Annotated in this window: 13 protein-coding genes; 8 read left to right on the plus strand and 5 right to left on the minus strand. The window is 53.6% G+C overall.

What is annotated here, in order from left to right; all coding sequences use genetic code 11:
* Window positions 1–55 precede the first annotated feature (55 nt).
* The 4 genes from ABIE48_RS14745 to ABIE48_RS14760 all read left to right on the plus strand — a co-directional run bounded on the left by ABIE48_RS14745 (window position 56) and on the right by ABIE48_RS14760 (window position 3,026).
* On the plus strand, window positions 56–679 hold the full coding sequence (locus ABIE48_RS14745) for a bifunctional transcriptional activator/DNA repair enzyme AdaA (protein WP_145022939.1): 624 nt from the start codon (window positions 56–58) through the stop codon (window positions 677–679).
* Window positions 645–1,217, plus strand: coding sequence for a methylated-DNA--[protein]-cysteine S-methyltransferase (locus ABIE48_RS14750; protein WP_354519156.1), 573 nt, complete (start codon window positions 645–647; stop codon window positions 1,215–1,217). The genes ABIE48_RS14745 and ABIE48_RS14750 overlap by 35 nt, the downstream gene beginning before the upstream one ends.
* Window positions 1,207–1,920 (plus strand): 2OG-Fe(II) oxygenase, encoded by a 714-nt coding sequence (locus tag ABIE48_RS14755; RefSeq protein ID WP_192714089.1) that lies wholly within the window; start codon window positions 1,207–1,209, stop codon window positions 1,918–1,920. Before ABIE48_RS14750 ends, ABIE48_RS14755 begins: the two co-directional genes overlap by 11 nt.
* Before the next feature lie 275 nt (window positions 1,921–2,195).
* Window positions 2,196–3,026, plus strand: a complete 831-nt coding sequence (locus ABIE48_RS14760) for a sugar phosphate isomerase/epimerase family protein (RefSeq protein ID WP_192714088.1) — start codon at window positions 2,196–2,198, stop codon at window positions 3,024–3,026.
* A 560-nt stretch (window positions 3,027–3,586) separates the two neighbouring features.
* Here ABIE48_RS14760 and kduD read toward each other — a convergent pair.
* The 3 genes from kduD to kduI are packed head-to-tail and all read right to left on the minus strand — an operon-like array spanning window position 3,587 to window position 6,000.
* On the minus strand, window positions 3,587–4,333 hold the full coding sequence (kduD, locus tag ABIE48_RS14765; protein WP_192714087.1) for a 2-dehydro-3-deoxy-D-gluconate 5-dehydrogenase KduD: 747 nt from the start codon (window positions 4,331–4,333) through the stop codon (window positions 3,587–3,589).
* 37 nt (window positions 4,334–4,370) lie between these two features.
* Window positions 4,371–5,135 carry a DeoR/GlpR family DNA-binding transcription regulator gene (locus tag ABIE48_RS14770; protein ID WP_145945775.1) on the minus strand — a complete coding sequence of 255 codons (765 nt, stop codon included), beginning with the start codon at window positions 5,133–5,135 and terminating at the stop codon, window positions 4,371–4,373.
* A 31-nt stretch (window positions 5,136–5,166) separates the two neighbouring features.
* On the minus strand, window positions 5,167–6,000 hold the full coding sequence (gene kduI, locus ABIE48_RS14775) for a 5-dehydro-4-deoxy-D-glucuronate isomerase (RefSeq protein ID WP_145945774.1): 834 nt from the start codon (window positions 5,998–6,000) through the stop codon (window positions 5,167–5,169).
* 262 nt (window positions 6,001–6,262) lie between these two features.
* On the opposite strand from kduI, the gene ABIE48_RS14780 reads away from it, so the two are divergent.
* Window positions 6,263–7,471: a GNAT family N-acetyltransferase gene (locus tag ABIE48_RS14780; protein WP_354519159.1), complete on the plus strand. Its 1,209-nt coding sequence runs from the start codon at window positions 6,263–6,265 to the stop codon at window positions 7,469–7,471.
* 66 nt (window positions 7,472–7,537) lie between these two features.
* Here the strand turns inward: ABIE48_RS14780 and ABIE48_RS14785 are convergent, their stop codons facing one another.
* On the minus strand, window positions 7,538–9,262 hold the full coding sequence (locus tag ABIE48_RS14785; protein WP_192714086.1) for a glycoside hydrolase family 2 protein: 1,725 nt from the start codon (window positions 9,260–9,262) through the stop codon (window positions 7,538–7,540).
* Between the two features lie 333 nt (window positions 9,263–9,595).
* On the opposite strand from ABIE48_RS14785, the gene ABIE48_RS14790 reads away from it, so the two are divergent.
* Window positions 9,596–11,215, plus strand: coding sequence for a catalase (locus ABIE48_RS14790; protein WP_483312687.1), 1,620 nt, complete (start codon window positions 9,596–9,598; stop codon window positions 11,213–11,215).
* Between the two features lie 32 nt (window positions 11,216–11,247).
* Here the strand turns inward: ABIE48_RS14790 and ABIE48_RS14795 are convergent, their stop codons facing one another.
* Window positions 11,248–11,655: a winged helix-turn-helix transcriptional regulator gene (locus ABIE48_RS14795; protein WP_145019290.1), complete on the minus strand. Its 408-nt coding sequence runs from the start codon at window positions 11,653–11,655 to the stop codon at window positions 11,248–11,250.
* Between the two features lie 161 nt (window positions 11,656–11,816).
* Between ABIE48_RS14795 and ABIE48_RS14800 the strand changes: the two genes are divergently transcribed.
* Entirely contained in the window at window positions 11,817–12,947 is a 1,131-nt protein-coding gene (locus ABIE48_RS14800; RefSeq protein WP_354519161.1) for a Gfo/Idh/MocA family protein, read from the plus strand.
* Between the two features lie 108 nt (window positions 12,948–13,055).
* Window positions 13,056–14,012, plus strand: a complete 957-nt coding sequence (locus ABIE48_RS14805) for an acyltransferase domain-containing protein (RefSeq protein WP_192714084.1) — start codon at window positions 13,056–13,058, stop codon at window positions 14,010–14,012.
* Window positions 14,013–14,328: the final 316 nt, after the last annotated feature.

Below are 14,328 nucleotides of genomic sequence, written 5' to 3' on the forward strand. Positions count from 1 at the left end.
GGAGGTGAGGCAGATGAAGGATCACAGGAATGACCGGGATATAGACCAAACCGAGATGAAGCGCCGGATAAAAGAGGATATTCCGGAGGAAAAGTGGCGGGCGATTGTCTCCAACGATGCGGATTATGATTTCCGTTTCTTTTACGGGGTCAGCACGACGGGGATTTTTTGCCGGCCTTCCTGCAAATCGAGGCCGCCCAACAAGGAGAACGTACGGATCTTTCAACATGCGGAAGAGGCGCTGGCGGCCCGCTTCCGACCGTGCAAGCGATGCAAGCCGACCGGCGAGAAGCTGCCCGATCAGGAATGGGTGAACCAAATCACCGATTATATCGACCGTCATTTTCGGGATAAGCTGTCTTTGGAACATTTGGCTGATGTCTGTCACGGAAGTCCTTTTCATCTGCAGCGGACCTTTAAGCGGGTGCAGGGTATCAGCCCGGTTGAATATATCCAGCGCAAAAGGATACAGGAAGCGAAACACCTGCTGGCCCACACGGACCAATCCATCACGGAGATTGCCGCGGGGGTCGGGAATTCGAATGTCCCGTATTTTATTACGCTGTTCAAAAAAATGACGGGCCAAACTCCGCTGGAATTCCGGCAAATATGGCAGCACGGCGCTGCCCTGGAGGTGCAAACATATGAATATGAACATGATCACAGCAAGCAAAACTGACTTGGTAACCCTGTATTGGGACAGGCTCAACGGAGACGGCTGGAGCCTTTATGCAGCCGCTACGGCCCAAGGGCTTGGTTATGTCGGTTCCCACGACGGTTCGTTTGATGAACTTGAGGCCTGGGCGGCACAGCGTTATCCGAATCATGAATGGGTTCGTGATGAAGTGACAATGCTTCCTTACATTACGGAGATCGCTGAATATCTTCAGGGAACAAGAGAAGCATTTACGATTCCAATGGACGAACGGGGAACCCCGTTCCAGCGGGAGGTATGGCAGGCACTCTGCTCCATTCCCTATGGGCAGACCACAACCTATTCCGAGATCGCTCACCAGATCGGACGCCCGGCTGCGGTGCGGGCCGTTGGCGCGGCGATTGGAGCCAATCCGGTATTGATCATGGTGCCCTGCCACCGTGTCATCGGAAAGAACGGGGCGCTTACGGGATACCGCGGCGGCCTCGATATGAAGCAGAGGCTGCTTGCGCTCGAAGCTGGCCAATCCATCCCGGTTAGGGGACCGCGCCATGCCAACTAGTATCCTGGAACGGATTCAAGGGGTGGACTGGGGCGCGCTTCGGAAGACGTTAGACGATCAAGGGTATGCCAAGCTGCCTGCCATCCTAACTCCGGAAGAATGCGAAGAGCTGATTGGAACCTACGCAAGCGAAGAACTGTTCCGGAGCACGATTTCGATGGCCCGGTATCGCTTCGGCAGCGGAGAATATAAATACTATGACCGCCCGCTGCCTGCGGCGATCCAGCAGCTCAGGGAAAATCTGTACCCGGTACTATCCCGGACCGCCAACCGTTGGCTTGAGCAGCTCGGCATGGATGCGGGGTATCCAGCATCGCTTGACGAATTTTTGGAAGAGTGCCATCGGCAAGGCCAGCTGCGGCCTACGCCGCTGATCCTGAAGTACGAAGCCGGGGGCTACAACTGTCTGCATCAGGATTTGTACGGTGAAGCGTATTTTCCTTTTCAAGTCGTGTTCGCCCTGAATCAAAGGCAGCAGGATTACACCGGCGGGGAGTTTCTGCTGGTAGAGCAGCGTCCTAGGGCGCAGAGCCGGGGGCATGTGATCACGCTCGAGCAGGGTGAAGGGCTGATTTTCCCGACGAACTACCGGCCGGTTCAAGGGACTAAAGGCTATTACCGAACCACGCTCCGTCATGGGGTAAGCACAGTACAGACTGGTATTCGGTATACGCTCGGTGTTATTTTTCATGATGCCACCTGAGCGTTTCCCCTCCTTTTTTTGAAATGTCGCGAGCCTGTATTGACAACGCTAATCGGAAGTTACAGTATTAGGGGGAGATGCAATCGCTTTCAGGGTGAAGTGGGTTTGGGGCCGACAGGGCATCGTCCACAGACGTGTCTTATCGTTACCCAATTCAAGTACCGCATTAGGAAATACGATTGAACTGCCCGATTTCTTACGGAATAAGAGATTTAGTGGACTTGTACCATGGTTTCACAATACGGGCAGCAACTACAGGAAAGTGTGGGGATTGGATGCCAAATTTATCGCTGACGACGTGGAGTCTGCACCGCAATCTGGGACCGCTGCGCTGGACGCAGTGGGATGATGAGCGGAAGGAACACGTCACCCGGGTAGAGGAGCAGCCGGAGAAGCTCTCGCTGCTTGAACTGCCGGCTGTGCTGAGAGACAAGGGCTTCACCACGATGGAAATTTGCCACTTTCATTTCAAGGACACGAGCAGCAGCTATCTTCAAGAGCTTCGCGAGGCGATTCAGCAGGCGGGAATGCGCTTTTATACGCTGCTTGCCGATTACGGCGACATTACGAATCCGGATGAAACACGCCGTGAGGCAGATATGGAGTGGCTGCAGCGCTGGATCGATATTGCGTCCGCTGCGGGTGCAGAACGGATCCGGATTATCGGCGGCGATGCCGATCCCGGCGATGCCGAAGCACTCAGACTCGCCGCCAGCCAGCTCCAGCGGCTGATCGATTACGCGGCGGATAAACAGGTCCGCATTGTCACCGAGAATTTTCATGCAATGACCTCCACGGCGGACAACTGCCTGGCTCTGCTGGATGACTGCGGCAACCAGCTTGGATTGACGACGGATTTCGGCAATTTTAAGGGGCCGACCAAGCTGCAGGAATTGTCCAGAACAATTGCCAGAAGCGAATCCATCCACGCCAAAGCGCAGCAGGACGAACAGGGTAACCTCGACGATGCGGAATTTATTTCGTGCATGGAGCTGGTGAAGGAGCATCGGTATGAAGGACCGATTACGATCGTCTATGATGGTCCCGGCGACATGTGGGACGGCATTGATCGGGTAAGGAAGTTAGTCACTCCGTACTTAGGCTGACAGTGACGTCTCCTATGGCTGGAAAATGAACATGAACGTAATATGAAAGTTCAAAAGGCGATTTGCTTTGGGGGAATTTTCCTGCGGCAGGTCGCTTTTTTATGGATGGTTGTTAATTATAACGCAACATTGTTATGTTCTATTTAACGGGCAATTACGGGCTAATAGGTATTTTCAGCAGGGTTTGTCGTTTTGTCGATAAAACGCGCCCTCGTTGCGCAACATGTCGAAGGGAAGGAGGAGTGGAATTCGTCAATAAACTATCATTTTTATAAAAAAACCGCTTGTTTAACCCCATCGTTATAACTTTTGAAACATTGTTACGTCTGATGAGCGGACAAATCCGGATGATTCAGCCTGCTTGGCGATGTCATGCCCGCACATATGATGAAAATGAAGGACGGAAGAGCTTCTTTGGTCAGAATTTTGAAAATGGCTCCATTCGGAAACGTTTCGAACATGCTGTAAAGTGGGAGACTTCAGCATATAAAAAAGCTGCGCATTTCAGAAGAAGGGAACGGTTCCTTTTCTGTAATGCGCAGCTTTTATTGAATATGGCATTATCTAGCCAACCATCCTCCGTCGACGCAGAGAACGTGGCCGTTGACATAATCGGATGCTTGGGAAGCGAGGAAGACAACCGGCCCCTTCAAATCTTCCGGCGTGCCCCAGCGGCCTGCCGGAATCCGGTCCGTAATCGATTGGAGACGCTGCTCGTCCGAGCGGATCGGCGCCGTATTGTTCGTCTCCATGTACCCGGGGGCAATGGCATTGATCTGGACGCCTTTACCAGCCCACTCGTTGGCAAGCGCTTTGGTGATTCCAGCAACCGCGTGCTTCGCCGCCGTATATCCCGGCACATTAATGCCTCCTTGAAAAGTAAGCATGGACGCAATATTGATGATTTTGCCGCTGCCGCGCTCGAGCATGTGGCGTCCGGCGAGCTGGCTTAGGAAGAACACGGTGTTCAGATTCAAATTGATCACGTCGTTCCAATCCTGGCGCGCATGATCCGCTGCCGGCGTACGGCGGATGATACCGGCATTGTTGACCAAAATATCGATGCCGCCATAGAAGGAAAGCGCCTGCGCAAATACTTGATCCAAGGCGTCCGTGTCGCTTAAGTCGGCGGAAATTTGCTCCGCCTTCCCGCCAAGCTTGCGGATCTCCTCGACCGTCCGGTCACTGTTCGTCGAGGAGATGCATATGACCGAGGCGCCGGCTTCCGCTAGGCCCACGGCCATGCCTTGTCCCAGGCCGCCGGAGGTGCCGGTGACCAGGGCGATTTTACCCGTCAAATCAAACATCGTATATCAGTCCTTTGCATGGGATAGGTTGGATGCTTCACTGCGCATTCGCCACTTCGAGACGGGCGCCCGCTTGGCGAACGGCATCAGCGAATTCAGGGCTGCACCCTGAGTCGGTAAGGATCGCTTCGACTTCGTTCAGCTTCGCAAACGTCAGCAGGGCACTTTGTCCGAATTTGTGATGGTCCACCACAGCGTAACAGGTACGCGCGGTCTCGAGGAGCGCCCGTTTGATGTCCAGAAGCTCTCCGGTGTAGATCGTCAGCCCGTCTTCGGGGTGCAGGCCCGTTGCCGACAAAAACGCCTTGTGAATATTCAGCCGCCGAACATAGGTGACCGCTTCCGGCCCCGCCAGCATGTTGCGCACGCGGTAACCTCCGGGAACGACAAGCCGGATGGCGTCCTTGCGGGCAAGTTCCGAAATGATGTGGACATCGTTGGTGACGACGGTCAGGGGGTGGTTGTCCAGCGCCTTGGCGATTTCAAGCGTTGTGCTGCCGCCGTCCAGGGCGATGACGTCATTCGGTTCGATGCGCGATAGGGCAAGGCGGGCGATATCCGCCTTCTCCGCAGCGTGGCGCGCCAGCGGTTCCTTGGTGGACAAAATGCCGAGCTGGTCGCTTTGCGCCAGAATCGCTCCGCCATGCACCCGCTGAAGCAGACCTTTGTCCTCCAGCTTGGCCAGATCCTCGCGGATCGTCTTGCCGGTGACGTTCAGCCGTTCGCTCAGTTCGGCAACCGTTACCTCCTGTTTGGCCAGGAGCAGTTCCATGATGTTTTCGTAGCGGCGTAAAGGGTTCATTGGTTATTCATCCATTCGTTCGAGTTTTATCTTATTTTAATTCATCCATGCCGACAGGGTCCATATCCTCAAAGATTTGATTCTCGCCGGCCATGCCCCAAATGAAGGTATAGCTGTTTGTTCCAACGCCGCTGTGGATGGACCAGCTTGGGGAAATAACTCCCTGTTCGTTACGGACGACGAGGTGGCGGGTTTCCTGCGGCTCACCCATAAAGTGGAAGACACTGCCGTCTTCCGGCATGTCGAAATAGAAGTAAACCTCGGAACGGCGGTTATGCGTATGGCACGGCATCGTATTCCACATGCTGCCCGGCTTCAAGAGCGTCATGCCCATGACGAGCTGGCAGCTTTGGATTCCGCCGGTATGGATATAACGGTAGATCGTGCGCTCATTGGAATTACTCAGGCTGCCCAGGTTGTTCGGCGAAGCTTCGCTGATGGCCGCTTTAACCGTCGGATAAGCTTTGTGGGCAGGCGTGGAGTTCAGGTAGTATTTAGCCGGATTGGCTTTGTCACTGCTGCTGAACACTACTTCCTTGGCACCGAGTCCCACGTAGAGGCAGTCCTTCGAATCGATGGAATAGTCCGTGCCGTCGACGCTGATCGTACCCGGTCCTCCGACATTGATGATACCGATCTCGCGGCGCTCCAGGAACGTATCGGCACCCATCGTTTTCGGGTCGGCTTCCAGCTTGACGCTCTGATTTACCGGAACCGCGCCTCCGACGATGAAACGATCGACATGCGTGTAATAGAGCGTGAGCTGATCCGCTACAAACATCGACTCGATCAAAAATTCCTGACGCAGGCGAGCCGTATCAAACGCTTTCACTTCTTGGGGATGGGATGCGTATCTAATTTCCATGTTCGTACCTCCATAGGTTCATAATGGTTTATATCAGTTCTATAATGTTCATTATAGTTCATCCGCTTAGGATTTCAAGCATAATTTAAAGCGGATACATTTCCACAATTGACCAGCAATTCAGCGATCTGTTATGTTGAACTTGGAATGCAGATCTCTTAAATCGAGCGTTATATAAGTTGAACTAAAGAATACGGAGTGTACCAATAAACCATTTCGATGTTTCAACTTATATAACTCCTACAATCATGGAGGTGAAGATATGCCTGAAACGATCAACATCCGGCCGGCGGAGGCTGCGGATCTCCCGTTTCTGTGGGAAATGCTGTTCGCTTCCATGTACACGCCGGAAGGGGAGCCACCATTATCCCGCGATATCCTTGCACGCCCTGAAATATCGAAGTACTTGGACGATTGGGGAAAGGAAGGCGACATGGCCTTCATTGCCGTCTCCAGCGAAGGGGAGCGGCTGGGATCGGTCACGCTCCGGTTGTTTGATTCCGAACATCCCGGATACGGGTATGTGGACGAGAATACGCCGGAGCTGGGCATGGCCATCCTGCCGCAACACCGCGGCAAGGGGATTGGAACTCTGCTTATGCAGCGGGCGTTCGAGGAACTATACGCTGCAGGGATACCGTTCGTATCCTTAAGCGTGGACCCCAGAAACCGTGCGATGAGGCTGTACGAACGATTCGGGTTCACGGAAGTCGGCATGTCGGGAACTTCGGTCACGATGAAAGCGCAGGTTCACCGTTCAGGCATACAGGGAGCCGAGGAACCAATACATAAATCGAAAGCGGGGAACAAGAGCATGAGCCAAAGTGCCAAGAGGCTGGACAAAGAAATAACGAAGCGGGTCAAACTGGACTATTTGCTGCATCTGCCTGAAGCATATGAAAGTGAGCCTGAGAAAAAATGGCCGCTGATCCTCTTCCTTCACGGTTCGGGGGAGCGCGGGAGCGATGTGGAGCTGGTCAAAGTGCATGGCATTCCGAAGATAGCCGGTCAGGATCCGCAGTTTCCGTTCATTGCTATTTCACCTCAATGCCCGGAAGACTCTTTCTGGGGGATGGAGGAGGACGCTGTGATGGCACTCCTAGAGGAAGTGGAGGGTCACTATCGCGTGGATTCAAAGCGTATTTACTTAACGGGATTAAGTATGGGCGGTTATGGTGCATGGCAGCTGGCAGCCATGTATCCCGACAAATGGGCGGCTGTCGTGCCGATCTGCGGTGGTATGGAACCGAAACATGCAGAGCGTATCAAGGATATCCCGATTTGGGCCTTCCATGGGGCTAAGGACGATGTCGTTCCGCTCTCGGAATCCGAACAAATCGTGAAGGCGCTGGAAGAGATCGGCGGGAACGTGAAATTTACGGTGTATCCGGACGCGAATCACAACTCATGGACCGAGACTTACGCTAACAAGGAATTGTATACCTGGCTGCTCAGCCACTCATTATCTTAAAATAGCAAAGGATGGATATGCCCGGTGGAGCACCGGACGTATCCATCCTTTTTTTGTGTGCAAACATCATGATTCATTCGATATTACGTTCTGCGAACCCTTAAAATATCGTTTAACCACGTCGTACGCCAGCTTCGGCCTGCGATACCTGTCGACGATGCCCTTGCTGTTTTGGGCACCTGCCCGGGACAACAGCCAGCCGGTCGCATCGGTGACACGGCAGTCGCAAAACTGCCAAATATACATGCCGGACAGGAAGGGGCTTGATGTGTATGCAGCCAGGTTGGCTTCAATGATATCCGCCTGCCGCTCCTCGGTGCCGCGCATCCGGGCTTTGTCGCGCAAACCGTAATATCCATCCCCGCCGAACTCACTCATGATCATCGGCTTGCCGGCGCCACCGGCCCGGTCGGCCCATGCCCGCGCCTGTTCACAGAGTGCCTTTGGATCCTCGTCCGTATACCAGCCGGGATACAGATTAAAGGAAACGATATCCGCCAAATCAAAGCAGAGCTCCCGCTCCCTGTGATGCGAAGCGAACGTCAGCGGACGGCTGGCGTCCAGCGCTCTCAGCTGTCCTAGCTGCCGGCTGTAGTGCTCCCGGCCTTCCTCGGTATCGCTGGCACATTCGTTCAGGATCGCCCACAAGATAATCGAAGGATGGTTGTAGTGCTGTTCCACCATTTCGCGGTTGACTTGTTCGCACTGCCAGACGAAATTCGGATTGCGCATTTGCTCCAGGGACAAGCCTCTCGCATGATTTTCCTCCCATACCAAGAAACCTAGCTCGTCGCATAAATCCAGAAAACGCTCGTCGTTCGGATAGTGGCTCGTCCGGACAGCGTTGGCACCCATATCACGCATCAGGTCGAGATCATGCAGCATCAAAGATAGAGGAAGAGCCGCTCCGGCCATCGGATGATCTTCATGCCGGTTGAAGCCTTGAAGTACCACATCTTTGCCGTTCACCTGAATTTTGCCGTCTCGGGTGGTCACCGTCCGGAATCCGACCCGTTCGATCAGATCATCAAGAGGCGAGCTGCCCGTATCCTTGTCTTCGTACAGCCGGACATGAAGCTGATACAGGGATGGCTCTTCCGGCGACCAGGAAGAAACGTCCGGAAAGGCAAACGACTTCTGCAGCTTTTTTTCGGCCCCTGGCGCCAAGGTGACGGTTCCAAGCGAAAAATCGATTCCTGCGAGAGTACCGGTTACCTGGACCGTTCGATCCATGTCATTCGGATTGCTGACGACTGCGCGGACCTCGGCACTCCATTCGCCGCTTTTATGTTCAGGTGTGAAATAAAGCTGCCGCACGTAAGGGCTATACAGCTCCTCAAGGACCACTGGGCGGATGATACCGCCGTATGTGTAATAGTCGTTTGGAATATGCAAGGCGGATGCTTCGCTGAAACGGTTGTCGGCTGCGACAATCAGCGTATGCTCACCCGGCCGTACATCCGGGATGACCACATCAAACGCGGTGTAGGCGTTATAATGCTGCGCAACTTTCACCCCGTCCCAGTAGATGTGGGCCGTGTGGCTTACCCCTTTAAAAATAAGCCGGACAGATGCTTCCCTCCGGATATTTACGATCGTTCGATAGGCGCCAACGCCTTGGTATGTACTGAAATCGGGATGCGTCTCCCAGCAGGATGGCACCGCCATCCGGTAGGGGAAGGACTGACCGGCCTGAACGGACAAATCGGGTTCGTCGACGACGGTAAAATCCCAGGTGCCTTCTATAGTGCGGCTTACGCGGACTTCGTGGTTATGAAACATCCTCTCCATTTCGATTGCTCCTCCTTGATCAACTTACGTACCTATTTCTAATCCCTTTTACATCACTTGATTTGTGTCGAGTGCGGGCGTGGGCTGTTCGAGACTCACGCTATTGGACGCACTCAGAATTATGCTAAGCGATTTCAGTCGGGGGATCAATCGGAATAAATTGATGTAAAATGGATTTTTTTGATGTCCGGACTTTAGTAGCGCGGAAGGCTCAAGGCATAAAGACGGAATCGGCTGGAAACGCTACTTCATATCTTTGCCATCTAAAATTAACCAGCCTTTGTACATAAAGATGAAAAGGAGAGCAGCTATATGGACCAACAACAAAAGCCTATGGAGCACGGCACTTCGGTGACCGGTTCCGGCGATGCCCTTGACCGCCGCATGGCTCCTGGCGAAGACAAAATGTCTCTCACCACGCGCCAGGGCCATCCGGTGAAGAACAACCAGAACTTGCGGACGGTGGGAAGCCGCGGACCGGCAACGCTGGAAAACTATCAATTTATCGAGAAAATCACGCATTTTGACCGCGAGCGCATTCCAGAGCGCGTCGTGCATGCAAGAGGAGCCGGAGCGCACGGATACTTCGAGGCCTACGGCAAGGTAGGAGATGAGCCGGTATCCAAGTATACGCGGGCGAAATTGTTCCAGGAAGCGGGCAAACGAACGCCCGTCTTCGTCCGTTTCTCCTCGGTTATTCACGGCGGCCATTCCCCGGAGACGCTGCGTGATCCGCGCGGCTTTGCCGTGAAATTTTACACCGAAGACGGAAACTGGGACCTGGTCGGGAACAATCTGAAAATTTTCTTTATCCGCGATGCCATCAAGTTTCCCGATATGATCCACGCTTTTAAGCCGGATCCGGTCACGAACATCCAGGACAACGAGCGGTTCTTCGATTTTTGCTGCAACTCGCCGGAAACGATGCATATGGTAACGTTCGTTCAATCCCCATGGGGCATCCCGGCGAACTACCGGCAGATGCAGGGGTCCGGAGTCAATACATACAAATGGGTAAATGCTGAGGGAGATGCGGTATTGATCAAGTACCACTGGGAACCGAAGCAGGGCATCAAAAATTTGACCCAAGCCGAGGCGGAAGCCATACAGGGTAAAAACTTCAACCATGCGACCCAGGACTTGTACGAAGCGATCGAGCGCGGCGATTATCCGGAGTGGGAGCTGTTCGTGCAAATTTTGAGCGACGACGACCATCCCGAGCTGGACTTCGACCCGCTGGACGATACCAAACTGTGGCCGAAGGAGCAGATTCCATGGCGTCCGGTCGGCCGGATGGTGCTGAACAAAAATCCGGAGAACTATTTTGCCGAGGTGGAGCAAGCGGCATTCGGGACCGGCGTGCTCGTCGACGGGATGGATTTTTCCGATGATAAAATGCTTCAGGGACGTACACTTTCGTATTCGGATACCCAGCGCTACCGCGTTGGACCAAATTACCTCCAGCTTCCGATCAACGCGCCGAAGAAACGGGTGGCCACCAATCAGCGTGACGGCCAGATGACGTATGATGTAGATATGGCGCCTGGACAGAATCCTCACATCAATTACGAACCGTCCTCGCTGAACGGTTTGAAGGAAGCCCCCCGGGAGGAAATCGACTACATGCCGCACGTGGAAGGCAAACTGATGCGGGCCAGCATTGAACGAACCAACGATTACAAGCAGGCCGGGGAGACGTACCGTGCGTTTGACGATTTTGAAAAGAACGAGCTGATCAGCAATCTGGTTAACGCCCTGTCTTCCTGCAGCCCGGTCATACAGGAGAAGATGATCCATCATCTGACCCAGTGTGACGAGGAATATGGACGGCGCGTCGCCGAGGGGATCAAGCAGCATGGCTCAAGCAGCCATCATGGCCCGCTGGGCGCCACTCACACTCATGAAGCGGTGGAAGATGCCGAACGGAAGGGCCACAGCACCGACTCGTATTGACACCATCCATGCATCTAAAAAAGCACGCATACCTAAACGGTCTGCGTGCTTTTGTCTGCCTTAAACTTTTCTCTCGCATCGTATTCTTTCCGGGCTTGTTCGATCTGAGGATAATGCTCGTTCAGCCAATGGTTTAACTGGCGCAGGTAGGGGATCAAGCTCTCTCCCATCGGAGTCAAGGTATATTCCACCACAGGCGGAACCTCCGGAAGGACGCTGCGCTCAATTAGTCCGTCTCGCTCCAGTTGGCGGAGCGTCTGGGTCAGCATTTTTTGGGAAATGTCGGCGATGCTTCGCTGAAGCTGACCGTACCGTTTGGTGCCTTTTTCCAATACGAAAATGATGAGGACCGCCCATTTATTCGAAACGATTTCCAGTACACGCCGAGCCGTGCAGGACGTTACCGAAAATGCGGGTTCCGCTGCTCTTATGTTTTCCATCATCCACCTCCTAACGCACCTGCGGGTTCGTAACGAACCGAAAAGTGCCTTCTTTTCACATTGTACTCACTGTATTAATCTATGTCTACCAACCCGAAAACCCCTCCACAATTTGCCAGGAGGCGGGTGGATCCCTTATCCATTTATTAGGAGGCTTACTTATGAATATAAATCATCAACCTCTTCGTGTCGGAATCATCGGTGCCGGTTTGAACGGTGCGTGGGGAGGTTGGGCACATCTTCCGGCTCTGAAGGCGCTGCCCGAGTTTATGGTGACAGCCGTCGGTACGTCGCGGCAGGAAAGCGCAGAAGCGAGCGCCGATCACTTTGGCGTTGAGCATGCCTTTTCCGATCCGCTTGAGTTGGCCCTGCATCCAGAGGTCGATTTGGTGACCGTATCCGTCCGGGTTCCGGAGCATGACCGGCTGATTCGTGCGGCTCTTGAAGCCGGCAAGCATGTGTACAGCGAGTTCCCGCTCGGACGGACGACCGCAGAATCGGCAGCATTGCTGCAGGCGGCCCGCGACCGAGGAGTTCGCCATTTCGCCGGGCTGCAGTCGCGCGCCAATCCCGTCATCCGCTACGTCCGGGAACTTCTGGCAGAGGGTTACGTTGGGGATGTGCTTGCCGTTCACGTTAATTACGCCATACCGACGTATCCGATCCGCTCCAAGCAGATTGACCAAAGCCACGTTTATTTGCTGGACGATGCGAACGGAGCCAATCAGCTGACGATCGCCGGCGGACATCTTCTGGATGGGATCATGTATCTCTTTGGTCCATTTTCCGAAATATCGGCCATATTGAAGACGCAAACGCGGCAGGTCCCTGTGGAAGAGACGGGTGAAATCATCCGTGCGTCGGCACCGGATCATGTCGTGGTCAGCGGGATTCTGCCGGGCCAGGCCGTTTTCAGCTCCCAAATCCGCAACGCGCACGTGGGAAGCTTCGCGATCGAGATCAACGGCACGAAAGGGGATTTACACATCCGCTCACGTCAAAACTTTATGTTCCAAATCGATGATCTGATCGTGCTTGGCACGCAGGGGAGGGGAGAGCTGAAGGAACTGACGCTGCCCGGGCATATCCACCTGCCTCCGGCCGAGCTAATGGGAACACCCGCTTACAATGTGGCGGGCATTTACCAGCAGATCCACCGGGATCTGGCGAAAGACACACATGAGGCGCCGGATTTTCAAACTGCACTTGCGGTTCACGAGCTGCTGGACCAAGTGCGGAAGGCGGGGGAGACAGGGGTAACCGTGCGGCTTGAACCCGGTTATGCGTTTTGATCAAGGGTCCGCTTGTAAGGGAGATGGACGGAGGAAACATGAAATGGTAAGTTGGTAGAAGAATATCATCATCAAGACTTTTTCTACCTTACGGAGGTCAATTCGATTATGGCAAAATCCGTCGTTTTCTTGTTTCCCGGTCAAGGCTCTCAATATTACCGGATGGGAATCGAACTCTACGAACGGCATTTCGGATTCCGGGAATGGATGGACCGCATGGATCGGCGGCTGTACCAGTCGACAGGCAGGTCTGTCGTCCTGGAATTGTACGGCAGCGGCCGAAATTCAGAGGAACCGCTGGATCATTTATCTTACAGCCATCCGGCCATCTTTATGGTGGAATATGCACTGGCGCAGGTGATAATGGAAAACGGAGTCTATCCGGATATCGTTCTTGGGACGAGCTTGGGCGAATTTGCGTCCTGCGCCGTTGCCGGCGTCATCGATTGGGAAACAACTCTGGAGCTTGTTGCGAATCAAGCCGATACGGTCCAGAATACTTGTGAGCCGGGTGGCATGATCGCCATCGCAAGTGATCCCGCGATGTTCACGCAAGCCGCAGAGCTTCATACGAATACCGAGCTGGCGGCCGTCAATTATCAGTCCCACTTCGTCGTTTCCGGCACAAGCGAGGGTATCCGGCAGGCGGAAGCGTATTTAAAGCAAACTCGGATCGCTCACCAGGTGCTGCCTGTGCGCTACGGATTTCACTCCGCATCAATTGACGCTGCGGAATCGGCATATAAACCTTACCTGACAGGAATCCATGTGAACCGGCCGCGGGTGAAGCTGGTTTCCGGCCTGTACGGAATGGGCATCACGTCATTATCTTCGGACTATGTCTGGGATGCGGTTCGGCATCCGATCCGCTTTCCGGAAGCGATGCAGCGCCTGAACTCATCGGAGCATATTTGCATTGATCTAGGGCCGTCCGGAACGCTGGCCAACTTCGCGAAGCATTTGTGGAAACAGAAATCCGGCATTGAAGTATACAGCGTTCTCAGTCCTTTTCAAAAAGATCTGGACCGGCTCCAAACGACGATACGACGAATACAGCAAGCATAGCGTAGAACGATTTCAACCCATTCCCGGATACGGGGATGGGTTTTTTATGAGATCAGAAAGTATAAGTTTCGGAGCTTCCGCTTCCTGATCTCGCAAGAAAAACTTCCGCTAAACGCGGTCTGTCATCTTTGAAAGGTACGTCGATAGACGTTTTTTTTTATGAAAACAAGTGTGATTCAAGTATTCACGAATGCCGCTGGGCGGCATCAAAGAGGTTGGGATAGCATCCAGTTAACGTAACTTTTATTATGTAAACTTAAATATCATTTTTCAAAAAAAACATCTATCATTATATGGGTATTGACTGGTTATCATG

Source organism: Paenibacillus sp. OAE614 (assembly GCF_040546645.1).
Taxonomy (GTDB): domain Bacteria; phylum Bacillota; class Bacilli; order Paenibacillales; family Paenibacillaceae; genus Paenibacillus_AQ; species Paenibacillus_AQ favisporus.

Coding starts and splice junctions, on each gene's coding strand:
- ABIE48_RS14745 (WP_145022939.1), top strand. CDS start 56: ATGAAGCGCCGGATAAAAGAGGATATTCCGGAGGAAAAGTGGCGGGCG.
- ABIE48_RS14750 (WP_354519156.1), top strand. CDS start 645: ATGAATATGAACATGATCACAGCAAGCAAAACTGACTTGGTAACCCTG.
- ABIE48_RS14755 (WP_192714089.1), top strand. CDS start 1,207: ATGCCAACTAGTATCCTGGAACGGATTCAAGGGGTGGACTGGGGCGCG.
- ABIE48_RS14760 (WP_192714088.1), top strand. CDS start 2,196: ATGCCAAATTTATCGCTGACGACGTGGAGTCTGCACCGCAATCTGGGA.
- kduD (WP_192714087.1), bottom strand. CDS start 4,333: ATGTTTGATTTGACGGGTAAAATCGCCCTGGTCACCGGCACCTCCGGC.
- ABIE48_RS14770 (WP_145945775.1), bottom strand. CDS start 5,135: ATGAACCCTTTACGCCGCTACGAAAACATCATGGAACTGCTCCTGGCC.
- kduI (WP_145945774.1), bottom strand. CDS start 6,000: ATGGAAATTAGATACGCATCCCATCCCCAAGAAGTGAAAGCGTTTGAT.
- ABIE48_RS14780 (WP_354519159.1), top strand. CDS start 6,263: ATGCCTGAAACGATCAACATCCGGCCGGCGGAGGCTGCGGATCTCCCG.
- ABIE48_RS14785 (WP_192714086.1), bottom strand. CDS start 9,262: ATGGAGAGGATGTTTCATAACCACGAAGTCCGCGTAAGCCGCACTATA.
- ABIE48_RS14790 (WP_483312687.1), top strand. CDS start 9,596: ATGGAGCACGGCACTTCGGTGACCGGTTCCGGCGATGCCCTTGACCGC.
- ABIE48_RS14795 (WP_145019290.1), bottom strand. CDS start 11,655: ATGGAAAACATAAGAGCAGCGGAACCCGCATTTTCGGTAACGTCCTGC.
- ABIE48_RS14800 (WP_354519161.1), top strand. CDS start 11,817: ATGAATATAAATCATCAACCTCTTCGTGTCGGAATCATCGGTGCCGGT.
- ABIE48_RS14805 (WP_192714084.1), top strand. CDS start 13,056: ATGGCAAAATCCGTCGTTTTCTTGTTTCCCGGTCAAGGCTCTCAATAT.